Source organism: Bacilli bacterium (genome assembly GCA_036381315.1).
Lineage (GTDB): Bacteria > Bacillota > Bacilli > Paenibacillales > KCTC-25726 > DASVDB01.
This window is the reverse complement of sequence record DASVDB010000174.1, coordinates 24,040-39,333: the sequence shown is the minus strand read 5'-3', so window position 1 is coordinate 39,333 and position 15,294 is coordinate 24,040. Positions and strand designations below refer to the sequence as shown.

Sequence of the window (15,294 nt, the reverse complement as noted above, 5' to 3'; positions counted from 1 at the left end):
GCGCTTTCATTCCGATCAGATGGAGGAGCCAATAGTAGAGACCGTAGGTGGGGTCAAGCAAAAAACGCCATAAAAGCCCCGTAACGATCGGAGCGACAAATAACGGCAGCATCCACATCGTGGCAAAGAAATTTCTTGCCTTCGGGATGTGATAAAGCAAAAGGGCCATCGCGACGCCCATAACCAATTGCAAGATTAATCCGGCGCCGGCATAGATTGCGGTTCTTCCCCAGGAATGCCAAAAGGTTGCGTCGGTAAATATGTTTGTCCAATTGCGAAAGCCGACAAATTGCGGCTCGTTGATGCCGAAAGTATAGTTCATAAAACTGGCGTAGATCATGAAAATAAACGGGAAAATGCTGATAGCCGCGAGTACGATCATGGAAGGGAAAAGCATCCAGAATTCCGTACGGTTATGTTTCGCTTTTTTTCTGTGATTTTCTGCTGCCTGCAACATGAATGCATTCTCCTCTCCACAAGCAAGTAAGGCGAATAAAGCGGGTTACCGCCAACCGGATAACCCGCTTTACCCGAATCTTTTAGTTGCCGGTCAGTTTGTTGCTTTGCTTGGCGATTTGTTTCATTGCCTCCGCAGGGGTTTCCCGGCCCGCGAGCATCTTGGAAAGTTCCGTGTAGACGATCGTATCCACCTGCGGCCACATTGGAATTTTCGGCCGCATATAGACGTTGCCCTCTTTCCAGGCTTCCTGCACCGCGCTTAACGATGAAGCAAGAGGCAGCTTTTTGGCTTCGGCGGAATTCGGATCGGATATTGCCTTTTTAATGTCCGGCAAATTATATACCGAATATCTTGTAGGTGTTGCCCCGTTGTTCAGTATTTGATACTGCACTTGCGGGGAAGTCGCCCAGATCAGGAACAGCCAGGCCGCTTTCTGTTCTTTTTCGGATATATACTTGTTGATGCCGATACCGGTGCCGCCGTACATGTTGCCGCGGGCCTTCGGTCCTTTCGGCAGAATGGTCCAGCCGACTTTGCCGGCGACCTTGGATATGTTCGGGTCCTCGAACGAGGCGGCAAACTCGTGCCATTCCGGGATCATGGCGATTTGGCCGGCTTCAAAAGCTTCGGCGAGTCCCGACCAATCCCAGGTCGTGCTTCCGGGAGCGGCTTGTTTCAGCAGCTTGTTATAAAATTCGGCAGCCGCGATCGCGTCAGGCGAGTCAAGCAACGATTTTCCCGGCTTCGTGGTGCCGATGCTGCCGAGATTTTCGGCCTGGAAATAATCTCCGCCGTAGGACGCCAATATATTGCTGAAATCGTTCATCAGCGAATCGTGTTGTTTTGCCTGATGTCCGGTTCCGTACTTGACTTCCGTGATGACGCCTTCTTTTACTTTTTCGTTGATCCAGGAAGCAATTTCATAATATTGATCCCAAGTCATGTCAGGCCCCGGAGTCCAGTCATACCCTTTGTCTTTCATGAACTGGTCTTTATATTTGGCGAATACGTCCGTGCGGTAGGCCAGAATCATCGTCGGATTATCGTAAGGCAGCGCGTACAGATGGTCCTTGTCTCCCATATAACCGTCCGCGATAAGCTGGGACTGGATAAAGTCGTCTGTGCCGCCGGGAATGTGCGGCAGGGACGGATCGTTGTTGAGCGTATTCAAGTCGACGAAGTTTTTGTACATTCTCGATAAAATCTGGTACGGATCGGCATATATAATTTGGTAATTGTCGTTGCGGGCATTAAAATCGAGGCCGGCTTTTTCGACGACTTCGTTAAGGTTGCTCTGCTCGATATTCACTTTGATACCGGTAGCTTTTTCGAATACGTCGATGTTGGCCGCAAGGCCTGATGAGGGAGGCGTATTTTCCGTAATGACGTTCAGGGTTGTTCCGGCAAACTGTTTCCAATCAAAGCCTGCCGGAGCTTCGATTTTCGGCAAGCCTTCCACCCAACCGCCGAACGGATCCGCATCGGTGGCGGAAGGCGCCGGTGATGATGAATTGTTGGCGCTTTCAGAAGGTTGGTTTGTAGTTTTCGCGGAAGTGCTTGAATTTCCGGCGTCTTTGCCTGATGAACAAGCGCTTAGTAAAAGTGCGCTGAACATGAATAAGACAGAAAGACCGATGATCAATGACTTCTTCAAGTGAATCCCCCTTCTCCTTATGTGTGCTGAGAATATTAGAAGGACCCCGGCCGGTGGTCTTTCCAAAATATATTATATATTCGCCATATGGGCTTGTTCCATTTAAACATCTGCCGGTTTTGGCGGTTGCCGTACGCGACAAAATTGAAAAGAAAAAGCGAAGCCTCCGATTCTTGACTTGCATTGGCGGACTTGAACAAGAAAAGTTGACTTACTTTTTGGAATTTCATATGATAAAAGTAAGAAGAGCAAATATGGAACGGAGGCAATCGTATGCCGGAGTATTCCACATTGTCTTCAAAAGGGCAATTGGTCATCCCGAAGAAGATTCGCGAAGCGGCTAATTTTCAACCGGGAGACCAGTTGGAACTGACTTGGCAAGGAGAGCGGCTGGAAATTCGGAAAATACGGAAGACCGCGGCAAAACCGGAGCCAAGTCTGGTAAGGGAGCTGCTTGGGAAATACGCGGCAACGGATGAGCGGGAACGGGAAGAAGAAAATGCAAGGCTTCGGGCGTTGAGGGAACATTTATATGGAAAAATTGATTCTTGACAGCGATGTTGTCATCAACTGGTTGACCGCCGAACAAGAAACTATTTCCGGCAAGCCGTTGTGGGTGGCGCCTGCGACAATTTTGGAATTGGGCGAGCGGAAGGCGATCCAAAACGAGCTTAGTTTCATCTCTTTGATGGAAGTTCGTTACGCGCTCAGAAGAAAAAAACGTTGGCCCCAAGAAGAGATTGAATCCGATTTGCGGCGGCTGCAGCTCATCATGACATGGATCGCACCGGAGGCAGCAGATGTACAACAAGCAAACTCCCTACAATGCGAGGAATCCCTGGATCCTTTCGACAGCCTCATTCTTGCGCAGGCCATAGGGCGGGACGGACAGTTGATCACGCGCGATTCCGCTTTCGCCGCAATCGCCCGCAAATATGTGCCCGTATTTACCCCGGAGGCGTACATTGACCAGTGTTTGCTTGAGTAAATTTGTTTTGAAGGAGAGTGCGGGAAAATGGCGCAAGTGCAAATTGGACAACCGGTGCCGGACTTTACGCTGCCGGATTCGAACGGAAACGAAATATCGCTGGGCGGTTTTCGCGGGCAGCCCGTGGTGCTTTATTTTTACCCGAAGGACATGACACCCGGCTGTACGGCAGAGTCGTGCGATTTTCGCGATGCGCATGCCGATTTTTCCGGCGCGGGCGCCGTTGTGCTCGGCATAAGTCCCGATCCGGTAAAGTCGCATGAGAAATTTGCCGCCAAGTTCGGACTTCCGTTTCCGCTTTTGGCCGACACCGATCATAAGGTATGCGAATTGTTCGATGTGTGGAAAGAGAAAAGCATGTATGGCAAAAAGTATATGGGCGTGGAGCGCTCGACGTTTCTCGTGGACAAACACGGCACGCTGGTGAAAGAGTGGCGCAAAGTCAAGGTCGCGGGGCATGTTGCGGAAGTGCTTAATGAAATCAAAAAGCTTGCCGGTAAATGAACCCGGCGATTGTTGCCTGGCCCGGATCGTGTTATGATGAAAGCAAGAATTTAATCAAATGCGAATGTCTTGGGTGGAGACGTGGAGACAACCCGAAAGACAATTCTCCTTCTCTTTTAGGAGGAATCGATGTCGGGGTATGCTTTGCGTCTTTTTCATATTCGGGGCGCGGCTAATAAAAGGGGCCGGATGGCAACGCTGTTTTTTTATTATCGACACAGAAGGGTGATGCATGAGATGGAAAATGTTTGGCAAATCAGCATGTGGGATTTAACTTTGCGCATATTGGCGGCTGCTGCGCTGGGCGGCGTAATCGGCTTCGAACGGGAATGGAACAATCATGCCGCCGGGCTAAGAACACATATTTTGGTATGTATCGGATCTTCCGCCATTATGCTTTTGTCGATTTATGGATTCAACCAGTTTGTGAATGAACTGAACGTGCGGGTTGACCCGGCGCGGTTGGCGGCGCAAGTGGTTTCCGGCATCGGCTTTTTGGGCGCCGGGGCAATTATGCGCAACGGCTCGATCGTATCCGGCTTGACTACGGCCGCGTCGATTTGGGTTGTGGCGGCGATCGGCCTGTGCGTGGGCGCCGGTTTCTATTATGTAGCCGTATTGTCAACGGTCATGGTGCTCATCAGTCTGTTCGTTTTAAACAAACTGGAGAAAAATTTGCTGCGCAACAAAAAACAGCAGGATGTCGTGATTTGCTATTACGATGGCGAGCAGTCGCTCGGGGAAATATCCAACCTGTTCGGGCAGCATGATATTCAGGTGGTGAATGTGAATATCAAGCCGGAAGAATCGGCGGCGCGCGCGGATGACGCCCGGACCGTCATGAAAGCCAAATTCAGCATCAAAATGAAAACGCTTGAGCAACTGCCGCAATCACTTGAGCACATCAGAAGGAACAGCCACGTGATCTCGATCGAAACGCAAAACTGGAATTTCCATAATCAGGACATGGCGAAGCGGGACATAGCGCAATGAAGGGGCGAGATCGCCTTAAAGTTGCGCGCGCGCTTTTGCCGAACGCGCATATTCGGAAGGAGGCATGCCTGTCGCCTTTTTAAAATCTTTGGAGAAATAATGGATGCTTCCGTATCCCAATTTGGCGGCAATTTCGGTAAAATTGTACTGTTCTTCGCGGATCAAGGTTTTCGCTTCGGCAATTTTAAGCCGCTTAAAATAATCAAATGCGCTGGTGCCAATTTGCGCTTTAAAGATTTCTTTTAAGCGGCTTTTTCCCAAATGCACTTCCCGGCAGAGATCGTCAAGCGACAGCGGCTCGGCGAGATGATTCCGCATATAGGCGGTAATTTGCCGCACAATGCGCTGCTCGGTTTTTTCCTGCTGCATGGAGGAAAGCTTGCGCGGTTCTTGTCCTGCGGAGTTCGCAATTTGCTGACGAATCAAGTTGATCAAGAGCATTTCCAGAGATGATTTGACGATTTGCTCGCCGGCAAACGGCGCGTTCGGATTGCGCGATAAGCGATGCACGGCCGGGTTGTCGAAAGGCGGAATAAACGCCTGAAAGCCTTCCTGCAAAATTTCCGAAAGCAGATTGCGCTCCCGGTCTCCCAGCGCCAACACTTTATTTTCCAAATGGTTCATAAACGGCGATACGCACTCGAATGCGATCACAATGAGATTCGGCGGCTTATGCGCCTGATCGACATAAACCGTGTGAAATTCCAGCGGTTTGTGGAAAATCATCATGCCTTGCTTGAGCTCAAGGACGCGCTCGTCGGCGCGGACTTCCACTTCCCCTTTGTCCACATAGAGAAATTCCCAAAAGTCATGCTGCTCTCCCGGGAACATATACCCTTTTGCGTATTCGAAATAATGGAATGAAATCAGCTTGCGGATCGATAACGATTCGGCAAGCGTCAGCCGTTCAAACTTCACGGCAGTCATCCTTTCAGGCCTTGTTTGAAAATCATCTTAACATATCAAAATTGCAAAAAAAACGGCTTTTTGCATAAAGGCGAATCGCTCCATTCCTATTAAAATGGCGTTTAGGAGGAGATGTGTATGAAAAAAGGCATCAACATCTGGTCGTTTCCCCCAAATGCCAAAATCGCAGATTGTATCAAAATCGCCAAAGACGCCGGATTCGACGGAATCGAACTGGCTTTGAACGAAACAGGGCAATTAAGTCTGGAAAGCACAACCGAAGAAATTCAGGAGTACAGAAAACTGGCCGAGGATACGGGGATTGCGCTGTCCAGCCTGGCAAGCGGATTGTATTGGGACTATTCGCTCACGAGCAGCAAAGCGGAAATTCGCGAGAAAGCGCAGTCCATTGTGAAAAAACAGTTGGAGTTCGCGTCCATACTTGGCGTCGATACGATTCTTGTCGTTCCGGGGGCGGTCGGCGTCGACTTTATTCCGAATTCCGAGGTGGTCCCGTACGACCGGGCTTACGACTACGCGTTGGAGGCGCTGTCGCGGCTTGCCGGAGAGGCCAAAGCGCATCAGGTCGCGATCGGCATTGAAAACGTCTGGAACAAGTTTTTGCTTTCGCCGCTTGAAATGCGGAACTTTATCGACCAAATCAACTCGGACTATGTCGGGGCTTATTTTGATGTCGGCAATGTTGTTTATTCCGGTTATCCCGAGCATTGGATCCGCATCTTGAACAAGCGGATCAAGAAAGTCCATTTCAAAGACTACCGGCGCGAGTCGGGCGGATTGTCCGGCTTTGTCGATTTGCTCGCCGGCGACGTGAACTATCCTGAAGTCGTGAAGGCGCTCAAGGAAGTCGGCTACGACGATTTCGTGACCGCCGAGATGATCCCGCCTTATACGCATTTTACGACGCAAATTGTTTACAATACTTCGGCTTCTATGGACGCCATCCTGGGGAGGACAAAACGCTGATGATCAAAATCGGGCTTATCGGATTGGGCTTTATGGGCAGGGCGCACCTGGAAAACTATCTTCGTTTGGAGCAGGAAGGGTTGCCCATTCAGGTTGTGGCGCTGTGCGATATCGATCAAAACAAGCTGTCCGGGCAATCTTCCGGCGGGAACATCGACGCCGGTTCTTCGGCAATCGATTTCAGCCGGTTTGCCAAATATGTATCGTTGCAAGAAATGTTGGAAAAAGAGCAACTGGATATGGTCGACATTACGCTTCCGACTTTTTTGCACCGCGATGTATCCGTGCAATGTTTGCGCAAGGGGCTGCATGTTTTGTGCGAAAAGCCGATGGCGCTCACGGTCAGGGAATGCGAAGAGATGGTGCGGGCGGCCGAACAGAACGGCAAGACGCTGATGATCGGACAATGTCTGCGCTTCTGGCCGGCGTATGAATATTTGCAAGAGGTTGTCGAGAAAGGCACTTACGGCAACGCCATCAGCGGCTATTTCTACCGCGGCGGCGGTACGCCAACATGGGGAGCTTGGCTTACGCAGAAAGAAAAAAGCGGCGGCGCCATGCTGGATATGCATGTCCATGACACCGATATGGTCAACTGGCTGTTCGGCAAACCGGAAGAAGTTTCTACGCAGGCGCGCGTCGTGATACCCGGCAGCGGCTACGATGTAGTGTCCACGCATTACAAGTATGCGGATGGGAAAGTGGTGAACGCGCAGGCCGATTGGACCCTGCAGGGCGATTACGGCTTTGAGATGGGCTTTCGCGTCAACTTTGAACACGGAAACATCGTGTTCCAGGGCAATGTTTTGAAAGTCAATCCGGAAGCTGCCCCCGGTTTTATCGTCGACCTTCCCCCGGATATGGGGTACTATTACGAGTTAAAATATTTCGTTGAGGCGCTCGGCAACAATGAGCCCGTTACGAAGGCGGATCCGCGCAGCACGATGGACAGCATCGCGATTGTGGAGGCGGAAATCGCCTCTGCCGATAAGAAAGGCGCTTGGGTAAAAGTAGCGCAGTAAGGCAGGAACATGCCGATGCCGCGCATATCGCACGCATAAGAAAAGTCATATCGCTGCCAAAGCCCCCATATATTCTAGCGAAGCATGTTTCGCCAAAATATATGGGGGCTTTTCATATGAACGGACATTTTCGCAAAACAAGCAAACTGCTCTGCGGGGCAATGTTATCTTTTTGGCTGATATTTGGATTTGCCGCTGTCGGGGCGGCCGCCAATGGCGCCGGGCAAAACGCGGTTTACCTGGAACTGAAGCAAGAGAAGCTGCCGCCGTCGCCAAAAACGTTCGCACATCCCGAGCAACCGACCGTCTATCTCACGTTTGACGACGGGCCGAGCGCGTTGACGCCGGAAGTTTTGGATATTTTAAAAGAAGAAAAAATCAAGGCGACTTTTTTTGTGCTGGGGAATAACGCGCAGTCCCATCCGGATGCAATCAGGCGGATCGTGCGGGAAGGCCATGCGCTCGGAAACCATACGTTTAATCATCAATATGCGGAGATTTATCGGGATTTCGCCGACTTCTGGGAGCAAATTCAGCGCACCGAGGCGATCATCGCCCGGGTTGCCGACGTTCGGCCGAAGCTTTTGCGGGCGCCGGGAGGAACGTACAACCATTTTGACGCCTTTTATTTCTACTATCTCGATCAGGCTGGATACGAGGTATACGATTGGAATATCGACAGCGGCGACTCGCAGCGTAAAGGCGTTCCGGCGGCGGAGATTGTGGCCAACGTCAAAAAAGGGCCGTTCCCCAAGGAGGTGCATGTCCTTTTGCATGACGGGGCGGGACATGCCGAGTCCGTCAAAGCGCTGCCGGATATTATCCGCTTTTTTAAAGAGAAGGGCTACCATTTTGCCGCGCTCAATGAAAAAGTACGGCCCGTCCACTTCCCGTTGGGCCCCAAAATACCGCCGCGCAACGTGACAGCGGCAGATTTCCGGAATATGTTGGCGGCGATAGCCGATCATGAGAGTAAATCCGAGAGTAAATCCGAGAGTAAATCGCCGACGTGTTTAAACCTCGTTTGGCACGACGGCGCACAGCGCAAAACATTGAACTTGCGGCAGGCTGCGCTGCAAAACGGGCATTTTTATGTGCCGCTAAAAGATTTGTCCGACTGGTTGGACGGGGATATCGGCTGGAATCAATTCTCGAAAACGGCCACGCTCATATATGGGCGGCATCATTGGCAATTGCGTCCGCTGGACGGGGAATTTTTCGATAAGACGGCGGAAATGCCGGAAATTGCAGTGAGAACGGGCGCGATCAAATTGGAAGCGGGGCGCGTACGGATTTCGCTTCGCCTGGCCGCTCAGCTATTCGACTGTGAAATCGTATCTGTCAAAATTAGCCGCGGTACTGGAATGATAGAGTTGCGCGATAAAAGCGCGCCACGGCAATAGATCATAAGCTTCATAGAAAACCGGGGACTTGCATAAGACAAAACGCTCCCGGTTTATTTGTGTTTTTCTTTGGCAATGCTAGAAAGGAAGACCTTGAGCGACTTGAGGGAGTTGGTGAAATGCGCCCCGAATTGGCGTTTGGCGGCATGTTTGATAGGCCGCATGAAATCATCAAGCAAATTGTGCGCAATGTGGAAAAAGTAATCGTAGGCAAAACCGAAATGATAGAAAAGTCGGTTACCGCGCTCTTGTGCGGGGGCCACATTCTGCTGGAAGACGTGCCCGGCGTGGGCAAGACGATGCTGGCGCGGGCGCTGGCGGCAACGTTCGGCTGCACCTGCAAACGGATTCAATTCACTTCCGACATGCTGCCCGGAGATGTTATCGGCGCATCCGTCTATAACCAAAAAACGGGAGAGTTTGTCTTTCGCGAAGGGCCGGTGATGGCGAATATCGTCCTGGCGGATGAAATCAACCGCGCGTCGCCGAAAACGCAATCGGCGCTTCTGGAGTGCATGGAGGAAAAATGCGTCACGGTGGACGGCGGCACGTATCCGCTGCCTGATCCGTTTATCGTCGTGGCAACGCAAAATCCGCCGCATTTATTGGGGACGTCAACGCTGCCGGAAGCGCAAATGGACAGATTTTTGCTGCGCTTAAAAATGGGCTATCCGGAGAGCGGACAAGAGGTTGATATGCTCGATCTGATCAGCGCGGAACATCCCGTTTCGCGGCTTAAGCCCGTTATTGCCGTTGAAGAATGGCGGGAGATTCAGCTTGCCGTCCGCTCCGTTTTTGTTGACGCGGATATCAAACAATTGATTGTGCATTTGGCGCAGCAAACGAGAATTCATCCAGACGTGCTTCTGGGCGTAAGCCCGCGCGGTTCGGGCGCGCTTTTAAAGGCGGCGCAGGCGTGGGCGTGGATGCATGAACGGGATTTTGTCGTCCCCGACGATGTGTTGTATTTTGCGCCCGATGTGCTCACCCATCGTTTGATGTTGCGGCCGGAAGCGGAAATGGACGGGAAAACGGCGGATGACATTCTGCGCGAGGCGGTGCAAAAAACGGCCGTGCCGCACATTGGCGGCAAGGATTTCGGGCTGATGCGCCGCCATGAAGGTTCGGGCAGGAGGGCGAACAGGACGGTGGGCGTGTGGGAATGAAGTCGGAATTACGGTTGCGCGGGCTCGTCCTTCCTTGTTTCTTGTGGCTCGTCTCGGCTTTCCTCGGATTCGGCGCGGGCGCGGAAGCGGGCATCCCTGCATTTTTCATTTTGACGATCTTGCTTATTTTTGCCGTATTCGTCTGCGTTTTCGGCATCTCAGGCATCCATGCGCGGCGCGAGTTGCCTTGCGCAAGTATTGCGTGCGGGGACGAACTTGACGCGTTCGTTCACATTCGCCGTAAAGCGGGATTTCCGTTTATTTGGGTGGTTGTGCGCGATTGCTGCCGCCATGAGCGAACCGCGAAAACGGAACGCTTTCATGCTTTTTGCCTGCCATGGTTTCAACGGGAGTTTGCCGTCCGCTACCGGCTTTGCCCCACAGAGCGGGGAGAATGGCGGTTTGGCGCGGTTGAACTGATTGCCGGCGATTTCTTTGGGTTTGTCACGATCAGCCAAAAAGTGGAGTTGCGCGATGCCTTTTTGGCTGTGCCCAAGCCGCTCTTTGTTCCGGCAGGCGGCGCAGATTGCGGCGCCGCGGCCGCCGGTCTGCGCCCGGTTGGCGCGCATATGCCTGACGGCGAAGCCAATGGAGTGCGCCTGTTTGCCGCCGGCGATCCGCTCAGTCGGATTCATTGGCGGGCGTCCGCCAAAACGGGCAAGCTGCATGCCAAAGTTGCGGAACAACCGGCTGAAAATCGCCTGCTTGTGGTGCTGGACGCATCCGCGCGCGGGAGGGAAGAGCATAAGGAACCGCACGCGTTCGAAGCGAGCGTGCGGATGGCGCTTGGCTTTTCACTGGCGGCGGCAAACGCGCGGTTAGCCGCAACTATGGTCTGCACGGACAAGCATTACCGGCGCGATCTGCTGCGCGCTCCCGGCTACGCGCATGACCGGGAACGCAGGCTGGCGCTTATAGCACCGGATAAAACAGCGTCACTGTCGCGAATTTTTTCCGAAATGCGGCGAAGATTGCCGGAAGAAACCGCTGTTGTACTGTTCACGGCATGGCTGGATGAGGAAACGCTGCGCGCCGCAGCTTCGTGGCAGGAGCGGCGCGAATCGCCGCTTTCGCTTGTTTGGGTGAGCGGCGCTTCTTTGGTTGCGCAGCGGGAACGGCAGTTGTTGCAAAGATTCGTTTATGCCGGGAAGAAGCGGACTGCCGAAGTATATTCGGCCGCGGGAAAAAGGCAATGGGCCATGGGAGGTGGCGGGCATGGCGGAGAAACCGCAGGCCGGATTGGCTTTGTTTGAACGGATGCCGGTTGCCGCGGGCGTCTTTGTGATTGCCGCCGAATGGTTGCGGCCGCTTGCGGCCATACCGGAAATAACCCGGTTATATATGGTCGGTCCGTTGATCGGGGCGGTGGCGATGTTTCTGGCGATTGATCTCTTGAAATTGTCATCCGGCGTGGAATGGCTGACGAAAGTTTCCGTTTGCGCGGGTGTTACGTTGCATCTGTTTGCTTATGATCTCTTGCGCCCCGCTGACTGGCAGCGAATCTTTGTCCTGTTGTCCCGCGACGCCGCCAATTTTTTGCGCGGGAATCTGCCCGATTTAAGCATGGAAATCAGGACGTTCATGTTCTTGTTGGGAACGGCGCTGCTCCTGTCGGTCGCTTATGCCGTTGTCGTCCAAAAAAAACGCGTGATGTGGCTTGTCCTTCCAACTTTTATTTACCTTACGGCATTAAACATTTGGGCTGGCATGAATATGGCCGCCGCTGCGATCCGCGTCGTCGCGGCGGGGCTTGTGCTGGCTGCGGTGGTGCTTGTGCCCGGTTTGACCGATCGGTACGGGATCGTATTTTCGCGCCGCACGGCAGCTTATGCGCGCTGGCTGGCGTCGGGAGTTTTCTGCGCCGCGCTAATCGTGTTGGCCGGGACCATATTCGCGAGCGGGGTAAAAGCGCATGCCGACGACAGGCTGTTGGCAGCGCTCCATTTCGCCGATTGGAACGCGCCGAGGCTCGATTGGCCGGAAAAATCCGCCGTTCATCAGGCGAGCCTGTCGGGCTACGGCAATGATGACGGCAGCTTGGGCGGCGCCGTTACGCTTGACGACGGAGTTGCCTTTTTGGCGAAAACAAATCGGCTTACCTTTTGGCGCGGAGAAACAAAGAGCGTCTATACCGGCAAAGGCTGGGAGGGGTTGGCGAATGAAGCGGAATACGGCTTGTTCAGCGATTTGCCGGTTGGTCAGGCGCTGCGACAGTCCGCCATGATTACCCAGGAAATCATGGTGGAAAAGCCGCAAGCGGATATGCCGCTGTTTGCGGGCGGGGAAATCGCGCGCCTGTTGGCTGCCGCCGACGATCGCGGGAAGCTGCTCATGTCCGGCAAACTGAAAGCGGGGAAACAAGACGCGCGCGTCACTTTCGCCGCTGCCGGTTATGCCGCCGCTTATTATAAGCTGGCCGTGTACGCGCCGCCCAACGACCCCGACTTGCTGCGCCAAAGTTTAGGACAGATTCCGCCGGACATCCGGCAATACGGTCTGCAGCTTCCCGAAGAACTGCCCGCCCGCGTCAGGGAATTGGCGCAACGTTTGACGGCGGGGTTGACCAATCCGTACGATCAAGCGCTGGCGATTCAACAATTTCTGCGGAACAATTACCGTTATGACCTGGCGGGCAACGGTTTCCCGGCTAAGTCCGAAGATTTTGTCGACCGGTTTTTGTTTGAACAGAAGCAAGGGTACTGCGACCATTTTTCCACGGCGATGACCGTTTTGCTGCGGGCTGCGGGCATTCCGGCGCGTTGGGCGAAGGGCTATGCCCCGGGAGAAATAACCGGTTACGGTGGAGACGCGTTGATCGTAACCGTGCGCAACAGCGACGCGCACTCCTGGGTGGAAGCATATTTTGCCGGGATTGGCTGGGTACCGTTTGAACCGACGCCGGGTTTTTTGCCGGAAAGCGGGCATCAACCGGCTGATCGGCACGCTATACCGGATCGGCAGAGGGAAGCAGACGGAGCAATCGCACAAAATGCCGCGGCTTCGGATATAGGGCCTGCCGCCTATGGGGCAGAAATATCAAACGCCGGCGACAATTGGAATGTTCGCGCTATAGCCGCCATTACAGTTGACGCAATCGGGCATTGGTGGCTGCAATTCATCCGCGAAGCCGATCTGCAAAAGCCTGCGATCGCCAGAGGTTTGGCCGGCATTCCCGGGATTTTGCTTTTATGGGCGGCCGTCCATGGTTTGCGCCGCAAGTTTGCTCGCAAACGCGCCGTGCAAAGCGCGGCGGCCATTTCCGCGCGGAGAATGCGGACAAAATATTGGGAACGCGAGTGGAAAAAAATGATGCGCAAATACGGCGAGATTCAGCCCGGTCAGACAATCAGGGAATACGTGCTGCGTATCGATTGCCGCGATGCGGAGCGAAAAAAGGCTTTGGCCGAATTTGCCAGGTCGTATGAAGCGGCCCGTTACGGGGGCGGATGATTGCGGATTTGAATCAAGCGGCGAATCGGTCATTGTTGTTGACGGAGGAAAAACATACGGTGAAGAGCCAATTTTGGAGGATAACATTTAATTACGATTGCCGGGCTGCGTGAAAAAGCATGGGATGCCATGGGGCGCGCTTGACGCTGGCAAATCCGAATGGATATAATGGTCACATTAAATTCGGACAAAAATGCGGAGGCATTTATGAACAAACCATCGGAACTTGTTGTTGTATTGGATTTTGGCGGCCAGTACAATCAATTGATCGCCAGAAGAATCCGCGACCTCGGCGTGTACAGCGAGTTGTTGCCGCACCATACCCCGGCTGGGGAGATCGCCAAATTAAATCCGCGCGGCATCGTTTTCTCCGGCGGTCCGGCCAGCGTATATGAGGAAAATGCTCCGCAAGTCGATCCCGCCGTATATGATTTGGGCATTCCCGTTCTCGGCATCTGTTACGGCATGCAGCTCATGTCCCAGCATTTTCAGGGTAAGGTTGTACCTGCGGCCAAGCGGGAGTATGGCAAGGCGGTCGTCGAATTTATGCCGGGTTGCGCGCTTGCGCGCGGATTGGAACGCTCGCAGCAAGTTTGGATGAGCCATACCGACCATGTGACGGTGCTTCCGGACGGGTTCGTTGTGGATGCGAGCACGGCGGATGCGCCGATTGCCGCCATGAGCCACCCGGAGAAAAAGCTGTACGCCGTGCAATTCCATCCGGAAGTTCGGCATACGGTATACGGAAACGAGTTGCTCCGCAACTTTTTGTTTGACGTCTGCGGTTGCGAAGGCAAATGGAGCATGGAAACATTTATTGATGACACGGTGCGCGATATCCGTGCGCAGGTCGGCACGCAAAAAGTGTTGTGCGCGTTGAGCGGCGGCGTGGATTCGTCCGTTGTCGCCGTGCTGCTGCATAAAGCGGTCGGTGACCAACTGACCTGCATGTTCATCGATCACGGCTTGTTGCGCAAAGGCGAAGCGGAAAGCGTCATGGCGACATTTTCCGCAAAGTTTGATATGCATGTCGTTAAAGTTGACGCGCGGGAGCGTTTCTTAAGCAAATTGGCGGGAGTGGCGGATCCGGAGCAAAAGCGGAAAATCATCGGGGCCGAGTTCATTCATGTGTTCGATGAAGAGTGCCGCGCGCTGGGGGAATTCGCTTTTCTGGCCCAGGGCACGCTTTATACGGATATTATCGAAAGCGGGACCGCAACCGCGCAAACGATCAAGTCGCACCATAATGTCGGCGGTTTGCCGAAAGATATGAAGTTTAAGCTGGTGGAACCGTTGAAGGCGCTGTTTAAGGACGAAGTGCGCAAAGTCGGGGAAGAATGCGGTCTGCCTGCGGAAATCGTCTGGCGGCAGCCTTTCCCCGGACCGGGCTTGGCCATTCGCGTATTGGGCGAAGTGACGGAAGAAAAGTTGGCGATTGTGCGGGAATCCGACGCCATTTTGCGCGAGGAGATCGCCAAAGCGGGACTGGACCGCGAAATCTGGCAGTATTTCACCGCGCTGCCCGATATGCGCAGCGTCGGGGTTATGGGCGACGCGCGGACGTATTCCTACACGGTCGGCATTCGCGCCGTCACATCGATCGACGGCATGACCGCGGATTGGGCGCGCATTCCCTATGATGTGCTGGAGCGAATTTCCAACCGTATCGTAAATGAGGTGCAAAACGTCAACAGGGTCATCTACGATATCACGTCCAAGCCCCCGGCAACGATCGAGTGGGAATAGTTCGCGGCAATTTTA

The 15,294-nt window shown here is 53.4% G+C and carries 15 protein-coding genes; 12 read left to right on the top strand and 3 right to left on the bottom strand.

The annotated features are described in order from the left end of the window. Positions 1–457 (bottom strand): sugar ABC transporter permease (locus VF260_13020; protein HEX7058102.1); only part of this gene is annotated, 457 nt, incomplete at its 3' end. Positions 458–539: 82 nt separating this feature from the next. Continuing rightward, positions 540–1,919: an extracellular solute-binding protein gene (locus VF260_13015; GenBank protein ID HEX7058101.1), complete on the bottom strand. Its 1,380-nt coding sequence runs from the start codon at positions 1,917–1,919 to the stop codon at positions 540–542. Between the two features lie 25 nt (positions 1,920–1,944). Between VF260_13015 and VF260_13010 the strand changes: the two genes are divergently transcribed. The 5 genes from VF260_13010 (at position 1,945) to VF260_12990 (ending at position 4,599) form a co-directional block, all read left to right on the top strand. After that, positions 1,945–2,118, top strand: coding sequence for a hypothetical protein (locus VF260_13010; GenBank protein HEX7058100.1), 174 nt, complete (start codon positions 1,945–1,947; stop codon positions 2,116–2,118). A 269-nt stretch (positions 2,119–2,387) separates the two neighbouring features. Next, positions 2,388–2,666: an AbrB/MazE/SpoVT family DNA-binding domain-containing protein gene (locus VF260_13005; protein ID HEX7058099.1), complete on the top strand. Its 279-nt coding sequence runs from the start codon at positions 2,388–2,390 to the stop codon at positions 2,664–2,666. Further along, a complete protein-coding gene (locus VF260_13000; protein HEX7058098.1) occupies positions 2,647–3,102 on the top strand; it encodes a PIN domain-containing protein in 456 nt (151 codons plus the stop codon). The genes VF260_13005 and VF260_13000 overlap by 20 nt, the downstream gene beginning before the upstream one ends. A gap of 27 nt (positions 3,103–3,129) precedes the next feature. After that, complete coding sequence (gene bcp, locus VF260_12995; protein HEX7058097.1) at positions 3,130–3,606, top strand: thioredoxin-dependent thiol peroxidase; 477 nt, start codon at positions 3,130–3,132, stop codon at positions 3,604–3,606. Between the two features lie 237 nt (positions 3,607–3,843). Next, the gene (locus VF260_12990; GenBank protein ID HEX7058096.1) at positions 3,844–4,599 is read left to right on the top strand and encodes an MgtC/SapB family protein; all 756 of its coding nucleotides are present in this window, start codon (positions 3,844–3,846) and stop codon (positions 4,597–4,599) included. A gap of 15 nt (positions 4,600–4,614) precedes the next feature. On the opposite strand, the gene VF260_12985 is transcribed toward VF260_12990, so the two are convergent. Continuing rightward, positions 4,615–5,517, bottom strand: a complete 903-nt coding sequence (locus tag VF260_12985) for an AraC family transcriptional regulator (protein ID HEX7058095.1) — start codon at positions 5,515–5,517, stop codon at positions 4,615–4,617. Between the two features lie 126 nt (positions 5,518–5,643). Here VF260_12985 and VF260_12980 point away from each other — a divergent pair, with 126 nt between their 5' ends. From VF260_12980 to guaA, 7 genes are all read left to right on the top strand, one after another. Beyond that, a complete protein-coding gene (locus tag VF260_12980) occupies positions 5,644–6,492 on the top strand; it encodes a sugar phosphate isomerase/epimerase family protein (GenBank protein HEX7058094.1) in 849 nt (282 codons plus the stop codon). Then, complete coding sequence (locus VF260_12975) at positions 6,492–7,514, top strand: Gfo/Idh/MocA family oxidoreductase (protein ID HEX7058093.1); 1,023 nt, start codon at positions 6,492–6,494, stop codon at positions 7,512–7,514. Before VF260_12980 ends, VF260_12975 begins: the two co-directional genes overlap by 1 nt. A gap of 116 nt (positions 7,515–7,630) precedes the next feature. Further along, positions 7,631–8,917 carry a polysaccharide deacetylase family protein gene (locus VF260_12970; GenBank protein HEX7058092.1) on the top strand — a complete coding sequence of 429 codons (1,287 nt, stop codon included), beginning with the start codon at positions 7,631–7,633 and terminating at the stop codon, positions 8,915–8,917. 119 nt (positions 8,918–9,036) lie between these two features. Continuing rightward, positions 9,037–10,083: a MoxR family ATPase gene (locus VF260_12965; GenBank protein HEX7058091.1), complete on the top strand. Its 1,047-nt coding sequence runs from the start codon at positions 9,037–9,039 to the stop codon at positions 10,081–10,083. Beyond that, positions 10,080–11,336: a DUF58 domain-containing protein gene (locus VF260_12960; protein HEX7058090.1), complete on the top strand. Its 1,257-nt coding sequence runs from the start codon at positions 10,080–10,082 to the stop codon at positions 11,334–11,336. The genes VF260_12965 and VF260_12960 overlap by 4 nt, the downstream gene beginning before the upstream one ends. Beyond that, complete coding sequence (locus tag VF260_12955) at positions 11,299–13,533, top strand: transglutaminase domain-containing protein (GenBank protein HEX7058089.1); 2,235 nt, start codon at positions 11,299–11,301, stop codon at positions 13,531–13,533. Before VF260_12960 ends, VF260_12955 begins: the two co-directional genes overlap by 38 nt. 207 nt (positions 13,534–13,740) lie before the next feature. After that, a complete protein-coding gene (gene guaA, locus VF260_12950; GenBank protein HEX7058088.1) occupies positions 13,741–15,279 on the top strand; it encodes a glutamine-hydrolyzing GMP synthase in 1,539 nt (512 codons plus the stop codon). Positions 15,280–15,294 lie beyond the last annotated feature (15 nt).

What these genes read in the sequence shown, in the direction of transcription:
- bcp (HEX7058097.1), top strand. Translation starts at nt 3,130, where the DNA reads ATGGCGCAAGTGCAAATTGGACAACCGGTGCCGGACTTTACGCTGCCG.
- VF260_12955 (HEX7058089.1), top strand. Translation starts at nt 11,299, where the DNA reads ATGGCGGAGAAACCGCAGGCCGGATTGGCTTTGTTTGAACGGATGCCG.
- guaA (HEX7058088.1), top strand. Translation starts at nt 13,741, where the DNA reads ATGAACAAACCATCGGAACTTGTTGTTGTATTGGATTTTGGCGGCCAG.
- VF260_12970 (HEX7058092.1), top strand. Translation starts at nt 7,631, where the DNA reads ATGAACGGACATTTTCGCAAAACAAGCAAACTGCTCTGCGGGGCAATG.
- VF260_13000 (HEX7058098.1), top strand. Translation starts at nt 2,647, where the DNA reads ATGGAAAAATTGATTCTTGACAGCGATGTTGTCATCAACTGGTTGACC.
- VF260_12980 (HEX7058094.1), top strand. Translation starts at nt 5,644, where the DNA reads ATGAAAAAAGGCATCAACATCTGGTCGTTTCCCCCAAATGCCAAAATC.
- VF260_12960 (HEX7058090.1), top strand. Translation starts at nt 10,080, where the DNA reads ATGAAGTCGGAATTACGGTTGCGCGGGCTCGTCCTTCCTTGTTTCTTG.
- VF260_12975 (HEX7058093.1), top strand. Translation starts at nt 6,492, where the DNA reads ATGATCAAAATCGGGCTTATCGGATTGGGCTTTATGGGCAGGGCGCAC.
- VF260_12990 (HEX7058096.1), top strand. Translation starts at nt 3,844, where the DNA reads ATGGAAAATGTTTGGCAAATCAGCATGTGGGATTTAACTTTGCGCATA.
- VF260_12965 (HEX7058091.1), top strand. Translation starts at nt 9,037, where the DNA reads ATGCGCCCCGAATTGGCGTTTGGCGGCATGTTTGATAGGCCGCATGAA.
- VF260_13005 (HEX7058099.1), top strand. Translation starts at nt 2,388, where the DNA reads ATGCCGGAGTATTCCACATTGTCTTCAAAAGGGCAATTGGTCATCCCG.